This window comes from Marinobacter goseongensis, assembly GCF_023156235.1.
GTDB lineage: Bacteria > Pseudomonadota > Gammaproteobacteria > Pseudomonadales > Oleiphilaceae > Marinobacter > Marinobacter goseongensis.
In genome coordinates, this window is record NZ_JAKZAI010000004.1 from 34,458 (window position 1) to 57,821 (window position 23,364).

21 protein-coding genes are annotated in these 23,364 nt (G+C 62.0%); 8 read left to right on the forward strand and 13 right to left on the reverse strand.

What is annotated here, in order from left to right:
* Nucleotides 1-140: 140 nt before the first annotated feature.
* The gene (locus MLC70_RS03840; protein WP_427902087.1) at nucleotides 141-1,586 is read right to left on the reverse strand and encodes a sigma-54 interaction domain-containing protein; all 1,446 of its coding nucleotides are present in this window, start codon (nucleotides 1,584-1,586) and stop codon (nucleotides 141-143) included.
* Nucleotides 1,587-1,723: 137 nt separating this feature from the next.
* Here MLC70_RS03840 and MLC70_RS03845 point away from each other — a divergent pair, with 137 nt between their 5' ends.
* Nucleotides 1,724-2,662: an alpha/beta hydrolase gene (locus MLC70_RS03845; RefSeq protein WP_248181981.1), complete on the forward strand. Its 939-nt coding sequence runs from the start codon at nucleotides 1,724-1,726 to the stop codon at nucleotides 2,660-2,662.
* Here MLC70_RS03845 and MLC70_RS03850 read toward each other — a convergent pair.
* Nucleotides 2,619-2,981: a DUF6164 family protein gene (locus tag MLC70_RS03850; RefSeq protein WP_248181757.1), complete on the reverse strand. Its 363-nt coding sequence runs from the start codon at nucleotides 2,979-2,981 to the stop codon at nucleotides 2,619-2,621. The two genes, MLC70_RS03845 and MLC70_RS03850, sit on opposite strands and share 44 nt — an antisense overlap.
* Before the next feature lie 83 nt (nucleotides 2,982-3,064).
* Here MLC70_RS03850 and MLC70_RS03855 point away from each other — a divergent pair, with 83 nt between their 5' ends.
* From MLC70_RS03855 to MLC70_RS03875, 5 genes are read left to right on the forward strand one after another with little or no spacing between them, the layout of a single operon-like run.
* A complete protein-coding gene (locus MLC70_RS03855; protein ID WP_248181758.1) occupies nucleotides 3,065-4,486 on the forward strand; it encodes a DUF2868 domain-containing protein in 1,422 nt (473 codons plus the stop codon).
* Nucleotides 4,479-5,909 carry a GTPase/DUF3482 domain-containing protein gene (locus MLC70_RS03860; protein WP_248181759.1) on the forward strand — a complete coding sequence of 477 codons (1,431 nt, stop codon included), beginning with the start codon at nucleotides 4,479-4,481 and terminating at the stop codon, nucleotides 5,907-5,909. Before MLC70_RS03855 ends, MLC70_RS03860 begins: the two co-directional genes overlap by 8 nt.
* Nucleotides 5,910-5,959: 50 nt before the next feature.
* Entirely contained in the window at nucleotides 5,960-6,355 is a 396-nt protein-coding gene (locus MLC70_RS03865; RefSeq protein ID WP_248181760.1) for an ectoine synthase, read from the forward strand.
* An 11-nt stretch (nucleotides 6,356-6,366) separates the two neighbouring features.
* On the forward strand, nucleotides 6,367-7,590 hold the full coding sequence (locus MLC70_RS03870) for an MFS transporter (protein WP_248181761.1): 1,224 nt from the start codon (nucleotides 6,367-6,369) through the stop codon (nucleotides 7,588-7,590).
* 42 nt (nucleotides 7,591-7,632) lie between these two features.
* Entirely contained in the window at nucleotides 7,633-9,711 is a 2,079-nt protein-coding gene (locus MLC70_RS03875) for a site-specific recombinase (protein ID WP_248181762.1), read from the forward strand.
* Here the strand turns inward: MLC70_RS03875 and MLC70_RS03880 are convergent.
* On the reverse strand, nucleotides 9,674-10,849 hold the full coding sequence (locus MLC70_RS03880; protein WP_248181763.1) for a type III PLP-dependent enzyme: 1,176 nt from the start codon (nucleotides 10,847-10,849) through the stop codon (nucleotides 9,674-9,676). The genes MLC70_RS03875 and MLC70_RS03880 overlap by 38 nt on opposite strands.
* Nucleotides 10,850-11,132: 283 nt before the next feature.
* Here MLC70_RS03880 and MLC70_RS03885 point away from each other — a divergent pair, with 283 nt between their 5' ends.
* Complete coding sequence (locus MLC70_RS03885) at nucleotides 11,133-12,932, forward strand: PAS domain S-box protein (protein ID WP_248181764.1); 1,800 nt, start codon at nucleotides 11,133-11,135, stop codon at nucleotides 12,930-12,932.
* A gap of 8 nt (nucleotides 12,933-12,940) precedes the next feature.
* Here MLC70_RS03885 and MLC70_RS03890 read toward each other — a convergent pair whose 3' ends face one another.
* The 9 genes from MLC70_RS03890 to MLC70_RS03930 form a co-directional block, all read right to left on the reverse strand.
* The gene (locus MLC70_RS03890; protein WP_248181765.1) at nucleotides 12,941-13,144 is read right to left on the reverse strand and encodes a DUF3185 family protein; all 204 of its coding nucleotides are present in this window, start codon (nucleotides 13,142-13,144) and stop codon (nucleotides 12,941-12,943) included.
* Nucleotides 13,145-13,218: 74 nt separating this feature from the next.
* Nucleotides 13,219-14,037, reverse strand: a complete 819-nt coding sequence (locus tag MLC70_RS03895; protein ID WP_248181766.1) for an ATP-grasp domain-containing protein — start codon at nucleotides 14,035-14,037, stop codon at nucleotides 13,219-13,221.
* Nucleotides 14,038-14,211: 174 nt separating this feature from the next.
* A complete protein-coding gene (hrpB, locus tag MLC70_RS03900; RefSeq protein ID WP_248181767.1) occupies nucleotides 14,212-16,692 on the reverse strand; it encodes an ATP-dependent helicase HrpB in 2,481 nt (826 codons plus the stop codon).
* 146 nt (nucleotides 16,693-16,838) lie between these two features.
* Nucleotides 16,839-18,032 (reverse strand): YbfB/YjiJ family MFS transporter, encoded by a 1,194-nt coding sequence (locus MLC70_RS03905; protein ID WP_248181768.1) that lies wholly within the window; start codon nucleotides 18,030-18,032, stop codon nucleotides 16,839-16,841.
* Between the two features lie 81 nt (nucleotides 18,033-18,113).
* Nucleotides 18,114-18,776, reverse strand: a complete 663-nt coding sequence (locus MLC70_RS03910; RefSeq protein WP_248181769.1) for an SCO family protein — start codon at nucleotides 18,774-18,776, stop codon at nucleotides 18,114-18,116.
* Nucleotides 18,777-18,798: 22 nt separating this feature from the next.
* Nucleotides 18,799-19,719, reverse strand: coding sequence for a heme o synthase (gene cyoE / locus MLC70_RS03915; RefSeq protein WP_248181770.1), 921 nt, complete (start codon nucleotides 19,717-19,719; stop codon nucleotides 18,799-18,801).
* Complete coding sequence (locus MLC70_RS03920) at nucleotides 19,716-20,816, reverse strand: COX15/CtaA family protein (RefSeq protein WP_282448293.1); 1,101 nt, start codon at nucleotides 20,814-20,816, stop codon at nucleotides 19,716-19,718. The genes cyoE and MLC70_RS03920 overlap by 4 nt, the downstream gene beginning before the upstream one ends.
* 24 nt (nucleotides 20,817-20,840) lie before the next feature.
* On the reverse strand, nucleotides 20,841-21,488 hold the full coding sequence (locus MLC70_RS03925; protein WP_248181771.1) for a hypothetical protein: 648 nt from the start codon (nucleotides 21,486-21,488) through the stop codon (nucleotides 20,841-20,843).
* On the reverse strand, nucleotides 21,469-22,194 hold the full coding sequence (locus tag MLC70_RS03930) for an SURF1 family protein (protein ID WP_248181772.1): 726 nt from the start codon (nucleotides 22,192-22,194) through the stop codon (nucleotides 21,469-21,471). Before MLC70_RS03930 ends, MLC70_RS03925 begins: the two co-directional genes overlap by 20 nt.
* 65 nt (nucleotides 22,195-22,259) lie before the next feature.
* Between MLC70_RS03930 and MLC70_RS03935 the strand changes: the two genes are divergently transcribed.
* On the forward strand, nucleotides 22,260-22,463 hold the full coding sequence (locus MLC70_RS03935; RefSeq protein WP_248181773.1) for a twin transmembrane helix small protein: 204 nt from the start codon (nucleotides 22,260-22,262) through the stop codon (nucleotides 22,461-22,463).
* A 7-nt stretch (nucleotides 22,464-22,470) separates the two neighbouring features.
* On the opposite strand, the gene MLC70_RS03940 is transcribed toward MLC70_RS03935, so the two are convergent.
* Nucleotides 22,471-23,358, reverse strand: a complete 888-nt coding sequence (locus MLC70_RS03940) for a cytochrome c oxidase subunit 3 (protein ID WP_248181774.1) — start codon at nucleotides 23,356-23,358, stop codon at nucleotides 22,471-22,473.
* Between the last annotated feature and the right edge of the window lie 6 nt (nucleotides 23,359-23,364).

Below are 23,364 nucleotides of genomic sequence, written 5' to 3' on the forward strand. Positions count from 1 at the left end.
CAGCCGGAGAAAAATACGTAAAATCAGCATATTAGGAGAGTCATGCAAGTCCGGATGATGACCGAACCGTTCGGAATTCCGGACACAGTAAGACCTAGGTCGTAGGTGATTGTCCTGATCCCGGAACAGGTGTCCGGAATTCAGGACATTCTGGAGAGCTTTTCGTACAACACCGAACGGGAAATGCCCAGCAGCTTCGCGGCGCGGGTACGATTGCCCCGGGACGCCACCAGCGCGGATTCGATCGCCTGGCCCTCGGCCTCGGCCATGACCCGGGCCAGTGGCCGCACTGGCCGTGACGACAGGCCGGGTTGGGGGCGGGATCCGGTGCGTGGCAGCACCTTGAAGATGGCGTCCGCGTCCAGCAGGCCGCTTTCCTCGCCCATGGTCAGCGCACGCTCCAGCACATTCCTGAGCTCGCGGATATTACCCGGCCAGTCATAGCTGCCCAGCGCAGAAACCGCGGCGTCGGTGATCTCGCCGCGGATGTCCACGCCATTGCAGATATCCTCCAACAGCGCCTCACACAGCACACCCAGATCCGCCAGCCGCTCCCGCAGGGGCGGAATCGGGATCTCCAGCACGTTGAGCCGGTAATACAGATCGGAACGAAAGCTGCCCTCGGCCATCATCGCTTCCAGATTGCGACTGGTCGCAGCAATGACCCGGACATCCACGGCTATCACCTTGTTGGAGCCGAGTGGCTCGATCTCACCTTCCTGCAAAGCCCGTAGCAGTTTGGCCTGCAACGGCAACGGCATATCACCCACTTCATCCAGGAACAGCGTGCCGCCATTGGCGAGCTGGAACTTGCCCTCACGGCTGCGGCGGTCTGCGCCGGTGTAGGCACCGGGGGCCACGCCAAAGAATTCGGCTTCCAGCAGATTGTCGGGAATGGCCGCCACATTCACCCCCACAAAGGGCCTGTCGGCCCGCGCCGACACGGTGTGAATGGCCTGTGCCAATACCTCCTTGCCGGTGCCGGTTTCACCCAACAGCAGCACCGGCATGTCACGACCGGCGGCCAGGCGGGCACGGCGCTTGACCTCCAGCGCCGCCGCACTGGCGCCGACGAAGTCTCCCAGGCTGTAGCGGGTACCCCGGACTTTTTTGGCCAGTGCCTTGCGCGCGGCAGCGAGATCCTGGTGCAGGCGTCGGTATTTGCTGACCAGGGGCGTCAGCGGTTGCAGATCGTCATACAGCACAAACGCCACCGCACCGAGAATTTCACCGGCATCGTCAAAAAACGGCAGGCGGGTCACCACCAGCTGCTGTTGCTGGTGCTCCATGATATCCAGCAGCAGCGGCTTGCCGGTCTCCACCACCTCGGGCATGCGGGTGTGCGGAATCACATCCCGCACGTAGCGGCCGATGACCGCCGGCGGCTCATCGAGGCCCAGCAGGCCGGCATAACTGGCGTTGATCCAGGTAATCCGGCAGTCACGATCCACCGCAATGGCGCCGGCGCTGGCCTCCTCGAACATCGGGAACAGGGCCTCGATCAGATCCAGGGTCAAACTATTCTTGTTGTTGTGACTGAAGAGCTGCTTCATGGTCCGGTTACCGCAATCGAGAGTATCCTGCATGGTACAAAACCCTGCAGCGATTGTCCTGAATCCGGGACACTTCCACCGTTTCCGCAGCAAACAGGCATCCGCCGCACCCGTTTTCACGTACAGATACACGTTAACCACTGCTGCCGAGGATCGATGCCTTGATAAGGATGTTCCCGAAAACCCCGTTGATGATCCTGATGGCTCTCGTTGGACTGTCCGGGTGTGCCTCTCACCATGGCGCGCCGGATAAAGCCGCACCGGCCTGGCCGGACACCGGTTATGATGTGACCAGAAACCTGACCTACACACCAGACCACTGGCCGGAAAAGCTGAACGCGGATCTTTATCGACCCTCGCAAACCCGGGCCGGTGGCAACCCGACGGTGCTTCTGGTGCACGGCGGTGGCTGGGAGCGACGCTCCCGGGAAGACATGAGCGGCATCGCCGAAGATCTCGCCAGCCGCGGCTTTGCCGTACTGAACATTGATTACCGCTTCGCACCGGAACACACCTTCCCAGCGCAACTTCATGATCTGCAGCTGGCCATGCACTGGCTCCACGACCAGGCTGGCCAGTACAACCTGGACACTGGCCGCATCAGCGCCTTTGGCTTTTCATCCGGCGCGCATCTGGTGGCGCTGATGGCTTTGGTGGCCAGTTCCGACAGCGAACTCAACGCGCCTCACGGCGGGCCGGACACGCGACCGATCGCGGTCGTGGCAGGCGGCATTCCCGCCGATCTGCGGGCTTTTGGCTCCGGCAAACTGATCCGCCAGTTCCTGGGCGGCGAGCAACCGGACATGCCGGAGGTCTACAACCAGGCGTCACCCATTACCCATGTGACCGACAACGCGCCCCCTTTCTTCCTGTTTCACGGCGCCATGGACATGCTGGTGCCCGCCAAACAGGCGCGCTGGCTGAGAGACGAGCTGGACAACCACGGTATTGAAAACGAGTTTTATGAGATGCACCTGCGGGGCCACCTCACCAGCTTTCTGACCTCCGGGAACGCCGTGGACCGCGCCACCGATTTCCTGTTACGACATTCCGCCAGGGCAATGACTAGCCAATCCGCACAAACGGCAGCAGGCTCAACGCCGCAATAACCACAATGGCCAGGCAGGCCGCCAGCGTTGTGACCGGCTTTTCCCGCAGCCGGAACCAGAAGCCGCCGGTTCTGCCCTCGGCCAGACGCTGCTCGTACTCCTGCCGCTGCCGTGCCAGCCGGCGTTGCTGATACTCCGTCAGCAACGCCCGGGCGCGGCTGGCCTCGTCGTTATCGTGCACCCAGAACCCGCCCATGCTGATACCCCAGCGACTGGGCGGCGTCTCGTAATAGCGCACACCGTGGGTTTCGAACAACTCGCGGATTTCATCGGCTTCGTCATCGGGTACATGGCGAAGATTCATCAGGTGATGGGGCATGGTATGTCTGGTATCGGCAGCGGGAATCCCTATATCCTAGCATTCACAGGGACAATCGACCGAACTTGCCACCGGGATGTTGAATGACCGAAAGCCCCATCCGCCTGTTAATGGACTTTGACGCCAGGGTACGCCGGGATCAGGACCAGCCGCCGGCGTTCCTGCACCGTCGTGATCGCAAATTTGCCCTGACCTGCCACCAGGACGGCCTCGAACCCGGTCCCCGCCAATGGCTGGCTTATCTGGATCGGTTCAATGACGCGGGCGGCCCGACGGTGGGCAACCAGCTTGTACGGCGCTGGCGGCGCATCACCCTGGGTTTCATGGGTGTCGGCGCGGTGATGGGGCTTCTTGCCATGCTCGGCCTGCTGTTCTACGACGGTGGTCAGCGCATCAATATCACCGTCATTCTGGGATTCGTGCTGCTGCAGGGCCTGCTGGCCGTGCTCACCAGCGTCCAGTCCCTGGCCGGCTGGCAACCCTGGCGCCCGCTGCTGAGGCGATTGTCAGATTCACGCCACGCCCAACCGTCTGGTGCCCTGCGTAAACTTCAACCCCAGTTGATGGCCCGTGCTGCCCATTGCGGCGGCCTCGCTTTCGGCGTCAGCGGACTGTTCACGCTGCTGGTAATGGTCGTTCTGCAAGATCTGGCGTTTGGCTGGAGTACCACACTGAACACTGAAAACGCGGGTTTTCTTGCGCTGGTGCAGACCATCGCCGCGCCATGGCAGGGGCTTTGGCCAGCGGCATTCCCGGATGCGGCCCTGGTTGAGGCCACCCGCTTTTTTCGCGCCAGCGGCGGAGCGGGAGAGGTCAATCCCGCAACGCTCGGCGCCTGGTGGCCTTTCGTTGCGATGGTCTGGCTGTATTATGCGATTCTGCTGCGCCTGGCCCTGGTCGCCATCACCCAGCTCCAACTCCTTCAGCGCGCGCGCCGGCTGTTGCGCCAGCACCCGGGGCAGACTGCCCTGCGGTACCGCATGGAAACACCGACACTGGAAACCGGCAACGCCCACAACGATGCCGAACACCAGCCGGATACTGCCACCGACAATCAACTCCGGCCGTTGCCAGAAAGTGACACCGTGATTTGCTGGGCCGGTGCCGGCGAGCCGGAGTTGCCAGACGCCCTCCGGGGCCCGGATACGCTGGTGCTCAGGGCCGGCGGTCGCGCCTCGCTCAGTGACGACGCCCACGCGTTGGCAACGGTGGCGACGCATCTGCAGCAAATTTCACGACCCGCGGTGATTCTGGTCACCCGCAGCTGGGAGCCACCCACCGGTGAACTCCAGGATTTTCTTCAGCAGGCGCAGGAGCACTGGCCGGCCGCCAGCCACGTGGCCATTGTGCCCCTGGCCGCCTCCGGTGTGGGCGAGCCACCCGCGCATCAGATACAGCAATGGCTGCGGTTTGCCGAACGGCTGGGTCACGGGTTTGTCGGTATCAGCCAGCCGCAACTGACACAACGCAACCCCTACGGCCGGGAAGACCAGAACCATGGATAACGCCCCGGTCTTTGCGGTGGTTGGCCACCCCAACAAGGGCAAATCCAGCGTGGTGGCCACCCTGTCACAGAACGACGCCATTGCCATTGCGCTCGAGCCCGGCACCACGCGACAGCGCCAGAACTACCCGCTGACGGTGGATGGACAAACGCTCTACACCCTGGTGGACACACCCGGTTTCCAGCGGCCGCGCCGGGTGCTGGCCTGGCTGGAGGCCCACAGCGTGTCGGCCTCGGACCGGGCGGAAACCGTGGCCGCCTTTGTCACCCAGCACCGGGACAATCCCCGCTTCAACGACGAGTGCGAATTGCTGGCACCGCTGATCAAGGGTGCCGGTATTATCTATGTGGTGGACGGCTCGGTACCCTACAGCGCCGAGCATGAAGCGGAAATGACCATCCTGCGCTGGACCGGTCGTCCGAGCCTGGCGCTGATCAACAGCATCGGGCCTGACGACTACAGTGACACCTGGCAGGCAGCGCTGGGCCAGTTCTTCCAGGTTGTGCGCAAGTTCAATGCCGTTCGTGCACCGTTCGACCAACATCTCGGCCTGTTACGGGCCTTTGGCCAGCTGGAACCGGCCTGGGAGCGGCCGCTGGAGCAGGCCACCCGGTTTCTGGCCCAGCAGCGCGATCAGCGCAAACGCCAGGCTGCAGCGCTGATCGCGCGGGCACTGGAAGACCTGATGAGCTTCCAGGAGAAACGCACCCTGACCCTCAACCAGGTGGCCGGCACCAGCGACGAGAACCTGGCAGACGGGTTACGGCGGCGCTGGTACCAGCGGCAGCGGCAGCGGGAACAAACCCTGCGGGTGTCCGTCGAGCATCTCTATCAGCACAACCGGATCCAGCGCCAGGAAGCGGAGCTGGAATGGCACAACGAGCATGACCTGTTCAGCGAAGACAGCCGCAAGGTGTGGGCCGTCAACAAACGCTACCTGGCCACCGCCGGCTTCGGTGCCGGTGCCGCTGGCGGCGCCGGCATTGATGCGCTGACCCTGGGCCACTCGTTGGGCGCGGGCGCGCTGGTAGGCGGCCTGATTGGCGCGGCGGGCAGTTATTTCTACGGCGACCGCCTGGCACTGCCGGCGCTGAACATCGGCGCGCTGCAAAACGGCCTGAAGACCGCCAGCTTCGGCCCGGTGCAGGACAGCCAGTTCGGCTACGTGGTGCTCGGGCGCGCGGTGGACCACTGGTGGCATATCAGCCACCGCAATCACGCCGGCCGCGATCCGCTGGACCTGGAACCGTCCGACAGCCACTGGCTGGAAACCCTGGACCGCAAGAGCCGGCAGGACATACAACGAGTCTTCGAACGGCGCCGCAAACAGCGTGCGCCGGACGACCGGCTGCGGGCGGATTTCATCGCGGCGATCGAGCAGGCGATGACCATCTACGACGATTGGCGGTTGAATCGGATGTAACGGAGATGTTTATACTGTAAAGCTATTCCATCACCCAATGAGGAATGCGGATGAAAATCGTACGAGTGCAAGACATCATCGGTACCGAACGCGAAGTCACCGGCCCCGGCTGGACCAGCCGCCGCATGCTGCTGAAAAAAGATGGCATGGGTTTCTCTTTCCACGAAACCATTATCCCTGCCGGCGCTGAACTCAATCTCTGGTACAAGCATCACCTGGAAGCGGTGTATTGCGTTGCCGGCAACGGTAGTATCACGGACAAAGCCACCGGCGAAACCCACGAGATTTCCGACGGCACGCTGTACGCGCTCGACAAGCATGACCAGCACACCCTGCGCGGCGGCACCGAGGACATGCGCCTGATCTGCTCCTTCAACCCGCCGGTGACGGGTCGCGAAGTGCATGACGAAGATGGCGCCTATCTGCCCGACACCAGCGAAGACTGATTCGCGGCCCTGTGGCTGAACGCCAGGCCGCAACCCTACCGCCACCGCCAGCCAGCCTGCTGCCGGTGGCGGTACTGCTTTGGCTTGCCGGAGTCTACCTACGCATACCCGTGCTGGTCGCGCCCCCGCTGGCCCCGTTCATCGGTAACGAACTGGCACTGTCACAGGCGCTGACGGGCGCCCTCACGACTCTGCCGATCCTGATGCTGGCTGTCGGCGCCATGCCCGGTTCCCTGGCCATTTCCCGCCTGGGTCCCCGCAATACCCTCGCGCTGGCCATGGTGATCATGGTGATCGGTTCCGCCGGCCGTGGCCTGGTTCCCGACGCCACCACCCTGATGCTCGCCAGTGCCGTGATGGGGCTCGGCGTTGCGATGATGCAGCCCGCCTTGCCAGCCTTGTTACCGCGCTGGCTCGAACCCCATCACCTGGCCGTGGGCTCCGCCATTTACATGAACGGCATGCTGATGGGCGAGTTTATTGGCGCCGGCATTACCCTGCCCGTTCTGATGCCATTACTGGACAACAGCTGGCGCGCCACCCTGATCGCCTGGTCGTTGCCCGCGCTGGTGGTGGCCGCGTTGCTGTTCCTGCCCAGACGGGATCGCGCCCGACCGGTACGCAAGGTGGCCTGGCTACCGGACTGGAAGAACCCGTTGACCCTGAAAGTGGGGCTGTTACTGGGGCTGTCCGGCTCCATGTTCTTCGGTCTCAATGCCTACATGGGCGCCCTGCTGGAGCAGCGGGGGCAGGGTGACCGGCTGGCGGAATCGCTGTTCTGGTTCAACCTGGCCCAGGTGGCCGCTTCGCTGGTGATGCTGAAGATGGCGCGCGCCTGGGTTGGCCGCCGAAGCCTGATTCTGATCATGGCGGTGATCAGCATCGCCGGCACCACCGGCACGCTGCTGCTGCCCGGCTGGTGGGCCATTGCCAGCGCCACCCTGATGAGTTTCGTAGCGGGTATCCTGCTGATTCTGCTGGTGGCATTGCCACCCCTGCTGGTCAGCTCGGAGCAAACCGGTCAGCTGTCTGCCGGCAATTTCCTGGTGGGTTATACCCTGGCGTTCGCGGTGCCGATGGCCGGTGGCCTGATTGCCGACTGGACCGGAAACGTCAGCCACGCCGTTGTGACCATGGTGGTGTACAGTATTCTGGTGCTGCCGCTGATTTTTACCCTGGATCTGACCCGAAAAGCCTCACCACCGACAACCGGAACACCAGACCCCGGCGTATGATTGAACCGATTCCCTCACCCATCCAACCGCAAGGACGTCGCCGTGTCACTGGCAGCCCTGATCAACCAACTGGCCGATGAAGACACCAGCGCACTGAAAACCCTGTCGCTGGTGATTGACTGGGTGCGCCCCCGCCCACGGGAAACCATCAACAGCACCCTGACCCGCATGGAACAGCTGGAAGCCGCGTTGACGGAGAGCCTCGACGTCCACCTGGCGGTCTCGTCACGACTGCAGAACTGGCTCGACAATGCCCAGTTCTTCCAGTTGCTGTCTGGCCTCGGGCTTTACTCCCGCCGCGGTTTTTTCAAGGAGATCAGTGAGCGCCTGTACGAGCGGGTGAATCCGGCCCCGGCCGACCGAAATAACGTCAAGGATGTGCTGTTTCTGGTGTTCAATCGCAAAGGTGACGAAGCCTGGATCCACGAAGTGCCCGATGAGGCGTTGCTGAAGCTGCTGGGTACCCTGTGGCACTTCTCACCGCCGGCACTGGAGCGCACCCGCATACGGGTGTGCACGCAGATTCTCAATGCCATCGAGATGCTGTCGATCTGGGTCGCCGCGGAAGAGCTGGAGCCCAACATCGTGCGACTCAACCCCCGGGTGGTGGATCGCGAGTCCGCTTTTGTGGCCCTGCAACGGGAACTCGCGGCGTTTGTTCAGTCCTACGTTCGCGGTTTGCAGGACGACACAGAGATCCATCTTGATCACGACCACGCGCTGGTGCTGATTGAGCAATGCCGGGACGAGATCGCGCGCCTGCAGCGACGCTCGGTGACCGCCGGTTCCACCATGGGGCTCACCCACCTGCTGGAACGACTGAGCCAGACCCTGACCCGCATAGAACACCTGCTGGACATACTCGACCCCGCCGACAAAGACAAGCGCACCCGCCGATCCATCGAGTTGTTCAAGACCCTGGTGCAGGCCAGCGCAGAGCGCCACGGGGTCCGTACCCTGTGGCGGGACAACCTCAGGCTGATGTCCCGCAGTGTCGCAGAAAACGCCAGCGATCACGGTGAACACTACATTGCCGGCAGCCGTCGTGAATATCAGGCGATGCTGGCGTCCGGCGCCGGGGGCGGTCTGATCATTGCGTTCATGGCCCTGATCAAGATCCAGATTCTTCAGCTTGGGCTGGGCAAGGGTATCGAGACCCTCTGGGTCAGCCTCAACTACGGACTGGGCTTCATGCTGATTCACATGCTCCACTGCACCGTCGCCACCAAGCAGCCTGCCATGACCGCCGCCAGCATTGCCGAGAAGGTGGAACAGGGCGAGCACGGCCGCGCCAATGCCCGTAAACTCGCCGAGCTGCTGGTGCGGGTGGGGCGCACCCAGTTTGTGGCCATCCTCGGTAATGTCGCCGTCGCGCTGACGGTGGCCTTCGCTATCGGCTGGTGCTACACCCGCCTGGAGGGTGTGCCGCTGATCAGTACCAATCGCTACGATTATATGCTTGCCGGCATTCACCCGTGGCAGAGCCTGGCACTGGTGTATGCCGCCATTGCCGGGGTATGGCTGTTCGTTTCCGGGCTGGTGGCGGGGTATTTCGACAACCGCGCCGCCTATCTGAATCTGGCCGGCCGCTTGCGGCAGCATCCGCTGTTGCGGCGATTAATGCCGCTGTCCCTGCGGGAAAAATTCGCCAGCTACGTGGACGAGCACTACGGCGCGCTGATCAGCAATTTTGTCTTCGGGGTGTTGCTGGGGGTGACCGGTTACATCGGCTATCTGTCAGGCCTGCCCATCGATATTCGCCATGTCGCATTTTCGTCGGCCGACGTAGGCTATGCCATGTCGGTGTTCATACCGAGCGTAGAAGTGTTTGCGATGTTCACCGGGTTTGCGTTGCTCATCGGGGGCGTGAATCTGGTGGTGAGCTTCACCCTGGCACTCAACGTCGCGCTGCGGGCGAGGGGGACGCGGATATCCAGTTTCCCGAAACTGATCCGGGCCTGGTTTCAGGTGGTGAGGGAGAATCCGCTGGCCTTGCTCTATCCGCCAGCAGACCCACGTCCGGAGCCGATCCCGGACAACAGTCCGGAACCTGAAGCGGAGGCCGGGCAGCCTCCGTCAGACGTTACAGATAGTAGTCCTTCAACGGAGGGAAGCCGTTGAACTCCACCGCGCTGTAGGTGGTGGTGTAGGCACCGGTAGACAACCAGTACATGCGGTCACCGATGGCCAGGTTCAGCGGCAACGGGTACTTGTGGTGCTCGTACATGATGTCGGCACTGTCACAGGTCGGCCCGGCTATCACGCAGTCCTCGCCCTCACCGACTTTCTCGGTCCAGATCGGAAACTTGATGGCTTCGTCGAGGGTTTCGATCAGCCCGCCGAACTTGCCCACATCAGTAAACACCCAGCGGTGCAGCGCGGTGCGGGACTTGCGGGAAATCAGCACCACCTCACTCACCAGTATGCCAGCGTTGGAAATCAGCGAACGGCCCGGCTCAATGATGATCTCCGGCAGGTCATCGCCGAAGTCCTCGTGGAGGAAGCGTCGGATCTCTTCCGCATACACCTTCAACTCGTTGGTACGGGTAATGTAGTTGGCCGGAAAGCCACCGCCCATGTTGATCATCTTCAGTTCGATGCCGTCCTCTTCCTTCAGGCGCTCGAAGATGACCTTGACCTTGCTCAACGCGGCATCCCAGGCGCCGATTTCACGCTGCTGGGAACCCACGTGGAAAGACACACCGTAAGGCACCAGACCCAGATCACGGGCCAGAATCAGCAGATCCATGGCCATGTCGGTCTGACAACCAAACTTGCGAGACAGTGGCCAGTCCGCGGTCAACGTGCCCTCGGTGAGAATACGCACGTAGATCTTCGACCCCGGGGCCGCCTTGGAAATGTTACGCAGGTCTGCTTCGGAGTCGGTGGCGAACATGCGCACACCCTTCTCGTAAAAGGTGCGAACGTCCCGCGCCTTCTTGATGGTGTTGCCATAGCTGATGCGGTCAGCGGAAACACCCAGACCCATGACCTTGTCCAGCTCATACACGGATGCGATGTCGAAACTGGCGCCCTTGTCACGCAGCATGGTCAACACCTGCGGCGCAGGGTTGGCTTTCACCGCGTAGTACACATTGGCGTACGGGAAACCTTCCACCAGCTGGTCGTATTGGCGATCAATGGTGGCCGTATCGATCACCACGAACGGCGTTTCCTTGGTGTCCGCAAAGGCCTTGATACGGGCAAAGGTATCGGCATCGTAATAATCAGCGAGATGAACGTTGGCAGACTCGATCATGGATGGCGTTTCCCTCCAGAGGGCAAACCAGCATAAAAAAAGGGGCGCCTCAGCCTGACTGAAGTACCCCGGATTGGCGCGATCATCGGGCTTTTTTATAGGCCCCGATATGCGCATATCTACCCATAAATCGGCACCGGCACGATTGAGTTTTTGGTGTCGACCGTAACGAAGCCGCCGGCTTTCGACACATCCTGTCGCAGAAAGCTACAAAAGAAGTTGTGAAATACCTGCAAACCTCCTTTAATTTAAAACTTACACCCCATCATGACGGCGGCAATCTATGTTTTTTGCGAAAAATGATCGTAAACAAGTCCTGGAACAAGCGCTTGACGCAGTCGTCAGTATCGATGAAAAAAACTGCATCACCTTCTTCAACGCCGCCGCCGAAAAGCTCTGGGGCTACCAGCGCAGCGAGGTGCTCGGCCAAAATGTGAAAATGCTGGTACCCCGCGATATTCAGGGCGAACACGACAGCTATATCGGGAAGAACCGGGAAACCGGCAAAGACATTATCGTCGGCACCAGTCGCGATGTGCTGATGACCCGCAAGGATGGCACAACGTTGTGGGCGAACCTGGCGCTGAGCAAGGTTGTTCAGGGCCGCTCGATTACCTACACCGCGTTCGTGCGCGACATTTCAGCCGAGCGTTCAAACCGCGAGATCATCAATCAGACACTGGAACAGGCACTTGACGCCGTGGTGACCATTGATGAAGACAACAACATCACCTTTGCCAACGCGGCGGCTGAAGAACTCTGGGGCTACGATCGCACGGAAATGATCGGCCAGAACGTGAAAATGCTGGTACCCCATGACATTCAGGCCCGGCACGACGATCTGGTGAACGCCAATCGCCGCACGGGCGTGGACAAGATCGTCGGCACCACCCGGGAGGTACCCGTATTCCGCAGAAATGGCGAGAAACGCTGGGCCTCGCTGTCACTTTCCAAGATCCGTCTGGACGACCGCATTCTCTACACCGCGTTCCTGAAAGACGTGACCGAGGAGGTGACGCGCCGAGCCGAGTTTCAGATGCTGTCAATGGTGGCCAATGAGACCGACAACGCCGTCATCATCACCGATCCGAACCGGCACATTGTGTACGTCAACCACGGCTTCACACAGCTGACCGGCTACCATCTGGACGAAGTGCAGGGCAAAAGTCCCGGCGACCTGCTGCAGGGTCCTCATACCGATGAAGCAACCGTCGAGAAAATCCGCACCAAAATCCGCAATAACGAGCCCTTCTACGACGAAATTCTGAACTACGACCGCGATCAGAAACCCTACTGGGTGTCACTGGCGATCAACCCGGTGTTCAACGAGAGCGGCAAGCTGACCCACTATATTTCGATACAGGCCAACGTCACCCAGACCAAAGAGCAATCCCTGGAGTTCACCCGCCGCTTCGAAGCGATCAGTGAGAGCAACGGGGTGGGTGAGTGGGACCTCGAGGGCAGACTGGTGCGGGCCAACCACTATCTGGTGTCGCACCTGGGGGATGCCAGCGAAAATGATCTGGTCAAACGCGTCGGCAACCTGCGGGAAATCCTCGGGAAAGAGGTTTTCGACCGGGTTCTGAACGGTGAGCAGGTCCAGCAGAGCTTCAGTATCCGCAATGCCGGAGGCGCGGAGCACTGGTTTGATTCCACCGTCTGCCCGATTGCGGATTTCACTGGCAACGTGCGCTACATCGTCACCTACGGCATCGACATCAACTCGAAGATGGAAGCGGTCAAGGTGACCGATCGTGAAATGTCACTGGTGCTGAGCTCTTCCAACGAGATCTCGAAAATTGTCAGCGTGATCAACGAGATTTCCGGGCAAACCAATCTTCTCGCGCTGAATGCCGCGATTGAGGCAGCCCGAGCGGGGGAGGCGGGCAGGGGCTTCGCTGTGGTGGCCGACGAGGTGCGGCAACTGGCGAAGAGAACCAGCCAGTCGGCGGATGAGATCAACCGTCTGGTGGCCGAAACCACCCAGCGGGTTGGCGACCTGGCAACCTCCATCCGCACACTGAACGCCGTCGCCGACGACGACGTCAAGGGTGCCAGTTCTGCGACGGCCAAAAGAGCCTGACGCGATCCTCAGCGCTTTACCAGCGCCAGAAAGGCACCCGCCACCACCGCCGCAGCGCCACCGATGAGGTACCACATGGTTTCATCGGTGAAGCGGCCGGTGAGCGTCTCGGAGATCTGATCGCCGACCGACTCAGACGACTGCCATCCGAAAAACAGCAGCAGTACGCCGACCACTAACAACACCACGCCCATGATTTTTGCTGTGCCCATTCTCTTTCCTCCGTTTGGAATGCGGTAAACACCTGAAACCATAGACCGGTTTCGCTGTGGAAGAAAGGGCAAGCCTAGACCGCAACGGGCCAGAGTGGCTCCGGCTCGGTGGGGCCGTCCGGATCTTCCGGTTCCCACTGCCGGCCCAGATACCCCAGTATCGCCTCCTTGAGCTCACTGCCCTGGCCCAGCCCCTGATTGCCGAACAGGCGGTTGAATTCCAGTACGTAGGGGTAGCCGCCAACGAGCGCAATATCAAAGCCGGCGTGATCCACGCCCAGCTCCCGTGCCAACCTTAACGCCAGCTCCGTCGCTACCAGCGGCACCGGACTGGTATCAATACGCCCGCCCCGGGCCACGTTGTTGTAAAAACCCTGATCCGCCTGGGTGCGCCAATAGGCGGTGACCACCTGATCACCGACGACCACAACCCGCACATCCCGATCGATGGGCAGATACTCCTGGGCATACAGCACCGGCGTATCCTCGCAGTAACGACGCCAGTCATCCCGGGTTTCGATCAGCCAGACTCCCTCGCCCATACTGGCCTTCGGCAACTTGGCCACGAACGGGTGGGTCATGGTGTTCCAGATCAGTTCACGCTCCTGCGGACCGTTCGCCTCGATCACCGTCCAGGGGGTGTGCTCCGGTGCGACCGTCTGGAACGCCCGTGTCATCTCTACCTTGTCGTGGCCAATGCGGTAGCTGGCAACACTCGGAAATACCCGACACTTCAGGCCATGAACCAGGGCATTCAGCTGCCAGTATTCCGGAAACAGAACCCAGTCTGCGTCACGCAGCAGTTCTTTGTGGCGAAGGAATTGATCGGGTTTGAGGACGGTGGTGTTTGGGAAGCCCAGCGTCCGGAAGATATCGAAGGAAACAAGGTGCATGATGCAGCGGCACTCAGGGTGGAATTGAGCGCATTTTATACAGCGGCTGGTGGTTGGCAAGTTGTTTTTTGGGTCTGGCTTTGGGTAGGACTGGGTGAGTTGGGAGAGCGGGGTAGGCCCCCTCTACCCCCATCACCCCCCAACCCGCAGTCCCAAAACAGAAACCCCGAAAAATCACCGAGCCGGACGCTTCTTGGTGCCCTGCTGCGCCACGGCAGTCAGAGGGTCCTCCGGCCAGGGATGTTTGGGGTAGCGGCCGCGGGTATCTTTGCGAACCTCCGGATAGATGTTACGCCAGAAGCTGGCCAGATCGGCGGTGACGGCCAGTGGTCGCTGTGCTGGTGACAGCAGGTGGATCACCACCGGTACCCGTCCGCCGGCCACTCTCGGGGTCTCGGTCCAGCCGAACAGGGCCTGGAGCTTGGCGGCCAGTACCGGGCCGTTGTCGGCGGTGTAATCCAGGCGTACCGACTGTCCGGTCGGGATAGCAAGTGCGACCGGTGCCAGGGTCTGAAGCTGTTGCTGTTGCGGGTAATCCAGCAGACTGTTGAGGGCAGACATCAGCTCCATCCGGCGCAGGTCCGACCAGCGCCCCATTCCCGCCATGAACGGTCCGAGCCATTGCTCCAGGCTGGCCAGTAACGCTGGTTCAGAGGTGTCGGGCCAGCCGTCTTCCGGGCAGGTGTGCGCCAGCAGTTGCACGCGGGCGCACCACTGGCGGCTGCTCTCGGTCCAGGGCAGACTCTCCAGTCCTTTCTTGCGGATGGCGTTCAACAGGCCCCGCTGGACCAGTTCGGGAGCCACCTGGGCCAGCGCTCTTTCCTGCAGCACCAGCTCGCCCAGTTTTCGGACCTTGCGGGCTACCACGGTGCCGCGGGCGTCATCCCAGTGAGCCTCTTCCGTGTCGCGGATGTGGCTGGCCAGATCCTGTTCCAGATCCGCCAGATCCACCGGGTCCGCCAGGTAGATGGTCGCCTCCCGCGCCTTGCCATCCAGCTCGGCCGCGACCAGCCAGTCGTGCCGTGCCAGTGGATCCCCGTCACGCAAGGCCGCGCCTTTCCCGTTGCTGAGCTGATAGCGCGGCGCATCGCCGGAGCGCCTGCGGGCGATGCGATCAGGGTAAGCCAGCGCCAGTAGCCGGCCGATTTCGGTTTCTGTTGGCGTTTGCGGGCCGCCGCTCGATTGACCAGCCAGACGCCGCGCCGCCTGGCCCACCGCCTGCAGACGGGCCGGATCGATTGAACGGTGGCCGCGCTCGCCGTGGAGCACGCGAATGCGCTCGTGCATATCGGCGCCGGAACCGGGGCCCAGCAGGTCGCGCTCACCCAGCAAGGCGGCGAGTTCGGCGGCCAGCACCCCGCACCCGAGGGATCGCCCGCGCAACACCATGTGGGCGAGGCGGGGGTGAATGCCCAGTTCGCGGGCGGCTTTGCCATGATCGGTGATGGCCCCGTCCGCATCCAGCATGTCCAGCCACTGCAACAGGGCCACCGCCTGCTGCCAGTGAGCCCGCGGGGGTTCATCGATCCAGGCCACGCCGGTGGCGTCACGGGCTCCCCACTGGGCCAGCTCAAGCACCAGCGGTGCGAGATCCGCCTCGAGAATCTCCGGAGCGGTGTAATCCGCCAGCCCGAACTGCTCCGATTCCCGCCACAACCGGTAACACACGCCGGGCTCGATCCGGCCTGCCCGACCTTTGCGCTGCTCCGCTGAGGCTTTCGACACCCGGCCGGTCACCAACCGGGTCATGCCGCTGTTGGCATCAAACACGGCACGGCGCTGCTGGCCGCTGTCGATCACCACCCGCACACCTTCAATGGTCAGACTGGTTTCGGCAATGGCGGTGGCCAGCACCACTTTGCGTTGGCCACCGGTCGCCGGTGTAATGGCGCGGTCCTGCTCCGCAGACTTCAGGTTGCCGTACAACGGGGCGATCACTACCTCAGGCGGCAACCGATTCCGCAGCTGTTGCTCCACCCGGCGGATCTCCCCGGCACCCGGCAGGAACACCAGCAAAGAACCGGACTGCTCCTGCAGCGCCTCGTGAACCACCGCAACCACCTGATCCACCACCCGGCCCTGGCGGGGCAGCGGCCGGTACAGCACCTCGACCGGGAACGCCCGTCCCGCACTGCTGAGCACCGGCACATCACCAAGAATGTTTGCAATGGGGGCGGTATCCAGCGTCGCGGACATCACCAGCACCCGCAGATCCTCCCGCAACGCCTGCTGGGATTCCCGCACCAGGGCAAGGCCGAGATCCGCCTGCAGGGAGCGCTCGTGGAACTCGTCAAAGATCACCGCGGCGTAGTCTTCAAGCATCGGATCGCTCTGGATCAGCCGCGTCAGAATGCCCTCGGTCACCACTTCAATGCGGGTCTGCGCCGATACCCTGGTGTCCAACCGGGTGCGATAGCCCACGGTCTGCCCGGGTTTTTCTCGCAGCTGACCGGCCATGAAGCGGGCTGCCGACCGCGCCGCCAGGCGCCTCGGCTCCAGCATCAGGATCTTGCGATCACCGCGCCAGGGGGCATCCAGCAGGGCCAGTGGCACACGGGTGGTTTTACCGGCCCCGGGGGGAGCCTGGAGCAGCACCGTGGTGGTTTCGGCCAGAGTGGCGGTGAGCTTTGGAAGGATGTTGTTGATGGGGAGCATGTTTTTTGTTTGGTCAGGACTGCGTTGGTTGGGGAGGGTATTCCGGTTGTCGCGTCAACTTACCATGGTTGAACTTGGGTTTGTCTGAGAGAAACGGTTTTTGGAGTTTGAGCTGTTTGTCGGATTACGGTTTTGCCTGATCCGACCTATTCCGAAGCAGGCACAAAAAACACGAACACCAGCCCGAACGCCAACGCCGCCACTCCGATCCCGAATGCGCTGACCAGCGTACCCCCCGCATCCAGCCACTGCTTGGTCAGCCATGGGCCCACCATCTGGGTGAAGCCATACAGCGCCACCATGGCTGCCGACAAACGGGGCCCCTGATGGGGATGCAGGGCGCGACCAATGCGCTGGGTCAGCAGCACAGTGCCGAGGAAAGTGCTCCCCACCAGGGCGGCGCACAGAATCAGGCCGATCTCGCTGGGCAGCACCACCGCCGCCAGCACACCGGCCAGTTGGATGATGAAGTTCAGCTTCAGCGCCGGCAGGTCGCCCAGTCTGGCGCCCAGCCGGTTCCAGAGCCAGGGCGCGGGAATGGTCACCAGAGCAACAATGAGCCAGGTGCCGTTCAGTAGCCAGTGCCCGGGTGGCAGCTGTAATTTCGCCAGCAGCGGCAAAAAGGTCATGGGCAGGATGTATCCGAGGCCGGCGCCAGCGTAGGACAGAAACAGCGGGATACTGGCGCGATCCAGCAACGGCGTGGTGGTTTTGACCGGCTTGCCGCTGGCGGCGCCCTGGCGCACCGGCAGCTCCAGTGCCATCAGGCGCGCAGCGCCCCACCACGCCAAAGGCACGGACAGGAGGGCCACCGGCCACCACCGCCCGGCTCCTTGAAGCCAGTCATTGCTGCCGGTCACCACACCGCTGGAGAGCAACAGCCCCAGACCTACGCCGATGTACACCAGCCCGCTCATGGCTGCCCGGTTACGCAGAACCAGCCACTCCAGAATCAGGGCCGGCGCCTGCACAAACACGATGCCGTTGGCGACGCCGTTCAGCCAACGGGTGGCGGATATGACGGTGAGGTGATCGGTCTGGGTCAGGATCAGGGTGGTGGCAACGTGCACCGCCAGCGACACCGGCAACAGGGTGCGTATCTGGTCGACACGATGCCAGCGGATGGCCAGCAGTGCCCCCATCAGGTAACCCAGGTAGTTCCAGGTGGCGACCGCTGCGCCCTCACCGGCGCCAAACTGACCATCATCCACCAAATGGGGTAACAGCGGGGTATAAACGAACCGGCCGAGGCCGTGCACCACCAGCAACACCATCGCCCCGGCAGCAAGCACGGAGAAGAGTTCGCGGGGAGGTGGGGCAGTCTGCGGCAACGTGGTCATAACGGGCAACCCTGAAGAAAACAGGGGCGCAGTTTAAGCCAATGGCAGGATGATGTCAGCGCGACCTTGGGCGGGGGCGGTTCAGCCCGCCCGCGGGTGACTGGCTTTCGACCACTCGTAGATGCGCTCGAACGCTTCCGCCAGGGCTTCTGGATCATGGGGCGGCTGGAGCACCGCGATCATGTCACCGTCCGGATTCAGCAACGCGAAATGGCCGCTGTGGTCCACCAGCAGCTCGCCGTCCACCTGGCGGTGAACGAACACCGCATTCAGGCTTTTGGCCACCTCGCGCAGGGTGTCGATATCACCGGTCAGGCCGTGGAAGTTCTCGCCGAAAAAATCCGTGTAATTGCGGAGCTGTTCGGGCGTGTCGTAGTCCGGATCGGCGGTGATCAGCAGATAGTCCGGCTGGGGCAGTTCCTCCGACAGCAGGTTATCCGTTTGCCGCAGGTTGGCCATGGCCGCCGGGCAGATGTCCGGGCAATTGGTGTAGCCGATAAAGGCGAAGGTCCAGCGCCCTTTGAGGTTTTCGCGGGTGACGGTATCGCCCTGTTCGTTCAGCAGCTCGAACTCCGGCAGCGGGCGCCCGATATCGTACACGTAAGTGTTCAATTCGGTCAGTTCCGGCGCCGGCACAGGTTCCTGTTCGCCAACACTGAATACCTGCCGCCCGACCACCAGCCCGAATACCAGCATCACGACCAGCAGCAGAATAATCAGGGTCAGGCGAATCGAGCCGTTCATGCAATCTCTCTCGGTCGTTGGGTCAGAAGAACACGAAGTGGTCTACCAGCAGCACCACAAACAGGGCCATCAGGTAAGTAATCGAGTACTTGAAAGTATTGAGCGCCACCCGGCGGTCATCGCCTCTCAGCAGGCGGATGGAGTACTGCAGGAAACGCAGCCCCAGAGCCAGTGCACCCACCAGGTAAATGCCCCCGGACATGCCGGTGACGAACGGCAGCACGCTCACGGCCAGCAGCATGAAGGTGTACAGAACAATGTGCAGCTCGGTGTACTTGTTGCCGTGGGTCACCGGCAGCATGGGAATGCCGGCCTTGGCGTATTCCTCTTTGCGATGAATTGCCAGCGCCCAGAAATGGGGCGGCGTCCAGGCGAAGATGATGAGTACCAGCAACAGGGCATGGCCATCCACCTGACCGGTTACCGCGGTCCAGCCCAGCAGGGGCGGCATGGCACCGGCGAGGCCGCCGATAACAATGTTCTGCGGTGTCGCACGCTTGAGAAAGAGGGTATAGACGCCGGCGTATCCAACCAGCGATGCCAGCGTAAGCCAGGCCGTCAGCGCATTGACCTGCCACACCAGCACGGCCATGCCGGACGCCGCCAGCAAGGTGGCGAACACCATAGCGTCCAGCGGGCTGATCTTGCCGGTGGCCACCGGTCGTTTGCGGGTGCGGGCCATCACTGTGTCAATTTTCTGGTCAACCACGTGGTTCACCACCGCCGCCGCCCCGGCGAGCAAGGCGATGCCCAGGTTACCGTACAGCAGCACCTGCCAACCGGGGACGCCGGGCGCCGCCAGCAGCATGCCAATCACCGAGGTCAGGATCATCAGGGCCACAACGCGTGGCTTGGTCAGTTCCAGGAAGTCCCGCCATGAAATGGTGGTATCTGTATTACTGGCAGCGCTCTGGGCCGGCAGTGTTTCCGCATGCTCGCTCATGCCGTCACCTCTCGGTTGATTGTTGTTGTGTTCTGGCGGTTTACCGCATGGGTTTGCGGTTGTTCTCTCAGTCGCCACAGCAGGTTGATCACTGTCAGCAGCAAACCGGCGCCCATGGCGTTGTGAGCCACCGCAATAGAGAGTGGTATATGGAAGGCCACGTTAGCAAGCCCCAAAGCAATCTGTGCGACCAGAACGATGGCCACCAACTGCACGTGCCACCCCAGGGGACTGCCGCGGAAGCGACGCCACATCAGCGCCAGCAGCACAGTGAAATAGCCAAGGACCAGCACCGCACCGACCCGGTGAGTAACGTGAATGGCAACCCGGCCATCGGCGGTCAGCTGGCCACCCAGATAGTTGGGGCCCACATGCTGGGCAACATCGAAACCGTGTTGGAAATCCATGTCCGCGGGCCACCACTCACCTTGGCAGGTGGGCAACTCCGGGCACGCGACCGCAGCGTAGTTGGCGGCGGTCCATGCACCGAGCGCAATTTGCATCACCACCAGCGCCAGGCCGCCGAACAGCCACGGCCGGAAGCGGCCGGCGGGGCGGCGGCCCCGGTCCGGTTCAGGGGTGTCCTTCTGCCGGCCACGCAGGCGCAGAGTCAACAGGGTGAGCATGCTGATGGTGGTGAAGCCACCCAACAGATGGAGCGCAACCACCTGTGGCCAGAGCTTCAGGGTGACCGTCCACATGCCAAACGCGCCCTGAAGCACGATGAACCCGGCAATGAACACGGGCAGTTTGACCGGCAGATCCTCGCGGCGATGACGAACGGCGTAAGCCGCCAGCCCGAACACCACCAGGCCAAGAATACCGGCGGCATAACGGTGAATCATTTCCGGCCAGCCCTTTTCCACTTCCACCGGTGTGTCCGGGAAGCGGGCGTTGGCAATGGCAATGCTTTCCGCACTCTGGGGCACGGACAGGAAGCCGTAACAGCCGGGCCAGTCCGGACAGCCGAGACCGGCATCCACCAGTCGTGTCCACGCGCCCAACATGATCACCACAGATGCCAGCAGGGTGGCAAACAGCGACCAGCGCCCGAGAACACGGGCACGGTGGGAAAGAGAAGCCTGAGGCTGGTTCAAAGTCCACTTCCTCCACACATCAGATTAGCCAATCTGGGACAGTTTCATCAGATGCTTCAGATCCTTGAGCAGCGCCTTGCCGGAGTGCTCATTGCCATAATGCATCATCACGTTGCCGAAAGGATCGATCAGCAGGATCCGCGGCTCCTGCTGCGGCCGAATGCCCGCTGGCCAGGCCGGGGCTTTTCCGCCGCGCAGCTGCAGACGTTCCATGGCGCTGTACTCATCGCCCCACCGGGTTTCAAGTGACGACGGCACCGAGCCAAGCCAGGCTGCGCGGGTTATGCGATCGGCATGCTTACCGAGGGCAATATTGACCTGACGGGCGAGATACAACAGATTTTCGCATGGCTCGGTGCAATCTCCGGCGACCACCAGCATCATCCACTCGGCGTCGGCATGTTCAGGACCGAAACGATCGGCCAGGAGCTCGCCTTCAGAGGTCTGCAGGTGGAATTCGGTCACCGGGACCGGCGGCAGAACCAGCTCGCCGTTGTTGGTGTGGCCGGCCGGGTTGAGCCAGCCGGTGTAATACATGATGGTGGCAAACACCATCGGGCCGAAACCGATCAGAAACAGCAGCAAGGCTGTTCTGCGGCCACGGCGGACCTGTTCGGGAGTGGGGCCTTCACTGTGGTGCCCGGAAGTCCCTTTAGCCATTGTCGTTGTCATTATTGGCTCCTGTTTTTCGGTAACTCGCTACCACGGTCAATATAACCAGTGCGGCGGCCAGTGAAAACCACTGAAATGCATATCCGTAGTGGGTCTGCGGTCCCATCAGGTCCGGCGCCCAGTCTGCCCGGTAGGCCCCGGGCTGGTCGCGGTCCGACAGCCGGACCACCGCATTGGCCAGTTCCGTCTCCTGTTGCGCTGCCAGTGCCGGCGGCAGAGTCTGTACCCGGCGCGGCCAGCCCTCTGTCCGGGCCTCGTTGCTGGCCAGCACCGGCGGCTCGGGAAAGGCGGCGACACGACCGGCGATGCTCACCGTGCCCGCCGGCGAGCTGATCGCAGGCAGTTCGCTGCGGGTGCGCGGCGCCTGTATCCAGCCACGGTTCACCACCACCGGGCGACCCTCCGTCGGGTAAAACACGGTCAGTACCTCATAGCCGGGGATGCCATCACGGGTGCGATTATCCAACAGCCAGGTCCTGTCGCTGTAGCGACCCTGAAGGCTCACCGGGCGCCCGTCACTCAGACCCCGGGATTCCTGCTGGAGCCAGCTCAGGTTGTTGGCCTGTTGCTGCCACTGCTGCAATTGCTGCTGTTTGTCTTCCGCCCGCCCCAGTTGCCAGACACCGAGACTGATCAGCAACGGCAGAAACAACCCGGCAAACAGGAGCAGGCGCCAGTCGAACTGCCAGTGCCGGCGCTCAGACAAACCCTGAACCTGATTGCTCTGCTATAGTGACCTGACAATAAACACCATCAGACACGGAAACTCCCATGCTGAAAGCCGTTGTAATCCTACTCATGCTGGCTGTCGTCTTCAGTCTGTTCAGCGGGCTGTTCTTCTTGATCAAGGACGGCGGCAAAACCAACCGGGTGGTGAACTCACTGACGGTGCGGGTAGCGCTGAGTGTGGTGCTGTTGCTGGTAATCCTGATCTCCCTCTGGCAAGGGGGCCTGGTGCTGAACCCGACCCCCTGACGCCCGGTCAGATGACGTAAACGAACACGAACAGACCCAGCCAGACCACGTCCACAAAATGCCAGTACCAGGCCGCGGCTTCGAATCCGAAATGCTTTTCGGCCGTGAAATGACCCTTGTTGATGCGGATCAGCATGATCGCCAGCATCAGTGTGCCCAGCATGACATGGGCACCGTGGAAACCGGTCAGCATGAAGAAGGTGCTGCCATAGATGCCCGATTGCAGGGTCAGGTCCAGATCGCGGTAGGCGTGCAGGTACTCGTAGCCTTGTACGAACATGAACACCACCGCGAGGCCGATGGTCATCGCCAGCCAGAGCTTCAGTTTCTGGCGATTATCCTCTTTGATCGCATGGTGAGCCACGGTCACGGTGAAGGACGAGGTCACCAGCAAAATGGTGTTGATCAGCGGCAGACCCCAGGGCCCGATCACTTCTTTCGGGCCCGGATAGGCGCCCGGATCCGGGTTGCTGATCAGTGGCCAGGTGGCCTGGAAACCTTCCCACAGCATGTTGCTGCTGCCTCTGTCGCCTTCGCCACCGAGCCACGGCACTGCAAACACCCGGGCATAGAAGAGGGCGCCGAAGAAGGCGGCAAAGAACATCACTTCCGAGAAAATGAACCAGCTCATGCCCCAACGAAAAGAGCGATCCATCTGCGGGCTGTAGAGGCCCGCGCGACTTTCCTTGATCACGTGTCCGAACCAGCCGAACAGCATATAGGCCATGATCACCGAACCGACCAGGAACATGATCCAGGATCCGGTGGTCGACTCGCCCTGTTTGCCATTCACCATGATGGCGGCAACCCCGTACAGGGTCACACCCAGGCCAACCGTTGCAATGATCGGCCATTTGCTTTGTTCGGGAACGTAATAGGTCTGGTTATCCGCCATGTCAGT

Coding starts and splice junctions, on each gene's coding strand:
- MLC70_RS03885 (WP_248181764.1), top strand. CDS start 11,133: ATGTTTTTTGCGAAAAATGATCGTAAACAAGTCCTGGAACAAGCGCTT.
- hrpB (WP_248181767.1), bottom strand. CDS start 16,692: ATGCTCCCCATCAACAACATCCTTCCAAAGCTCACCGCCACTCTGGCC.
- MLC70_RS03890 (WP_248181765.1), bottom strand. CDS start 13,144: ATGGGCACAGCAAAAATCATGGGCGTGGTGTTGTTAGTGGTCGGCGTA.
- MLC70_RS03845 (WP_248181981.1), top strand. CDS start 1,724: ATGTTCCCGAAAACCCCGTTGATGATCCTGATGGCTCTCGTTGGACTG.
- cyoE (WP_248181770.1), bottom strand. CDS start 19,719: ATGAGCGAGCATGCGGAAACACTGCCGGCCCAGAGCGCTGCCAGTAAT.
- MLC70_RS03910 (WP_248181769.1), bottom strand. CDS start 18,776: ATGAACGGCTCGATTCGCCTGACCCTGATTATTCTGCTGCTGGTCGTG.
- MLC70_RS03895 (WP_248181766.1), bottom strand. CDS start 14,037: ATGCACCTTGTTTCCTTCGATATCTTCCGGACGCTGGGCTTCCCAAAC.
- MLC70_RS03840 (WP_427902087.1), bottom strand. CDS start 1,586: ATGCAGGATACTCTCGATTGCGGTAACCGGACCATGAAGCAGCTCTTC.
- MLC70_RS03905 (WP_248181768.1), bottom strand. CDS start 18,032: ATGACCACGTTGCCGCAGACTGCCCCACCTCCCCGCGAACTCTTCTCC.
- MLC70_RS03925 (WP_248181771.1), bottom strand. CDS start 21,488: ATGACAACGACAATGGCTAAAGGGACTTCCGGGCACCACAGTGAAGGC.
- MLC70_RS03850 (WP_248181757.1), bottom strand. CDS start 2,981: ATGCCCCATCACCTGATGAATCTTCGCCATGTACCCGATGACGAAGCC.
- MLC70_RS03935 (WP_248181773.1), top strand. CDS start 22,260: ATGCTGAAAGCCGTTGTAATCCTACTCATGCTGGCTGTCGTCTTCAGT.
- MLC70_RS03860 (WP_248181759.1), top strand. CDS start 4,479: ATGGATAACGCCCCGGTCTTTGCGGTGGTTGGCCACCCCAACAAGGGC.
- MLC70_RS03865 (WP_248181760.1), top strand. CDS start 5,960: ATGAAAATCGTACGAGTGCAAGACATCATCGGTACCGAACGCGAAGTC.
- MLC70_RS03855 (WP_248181758.1), top strand. CDS start 3,065: ATGACCGAAAGCCCCATCCGCCTGTTAATGGACTTTGACGCCAGGGTA.
- MLC70_RS03880 (WP_248181763.1), bottom strand. CDS start 10,849: ATGATCGAGTCTGCCAACGTTCATCTCGCTGATTATTACGATGCCGAT.
- MLC70_RS03940 (WP_248181774.1), bottom strand. CDS start 23,358: ATGGCGGATAACCAGACCTATTACGTTCCCGAACAAAGCAAATGGCCG.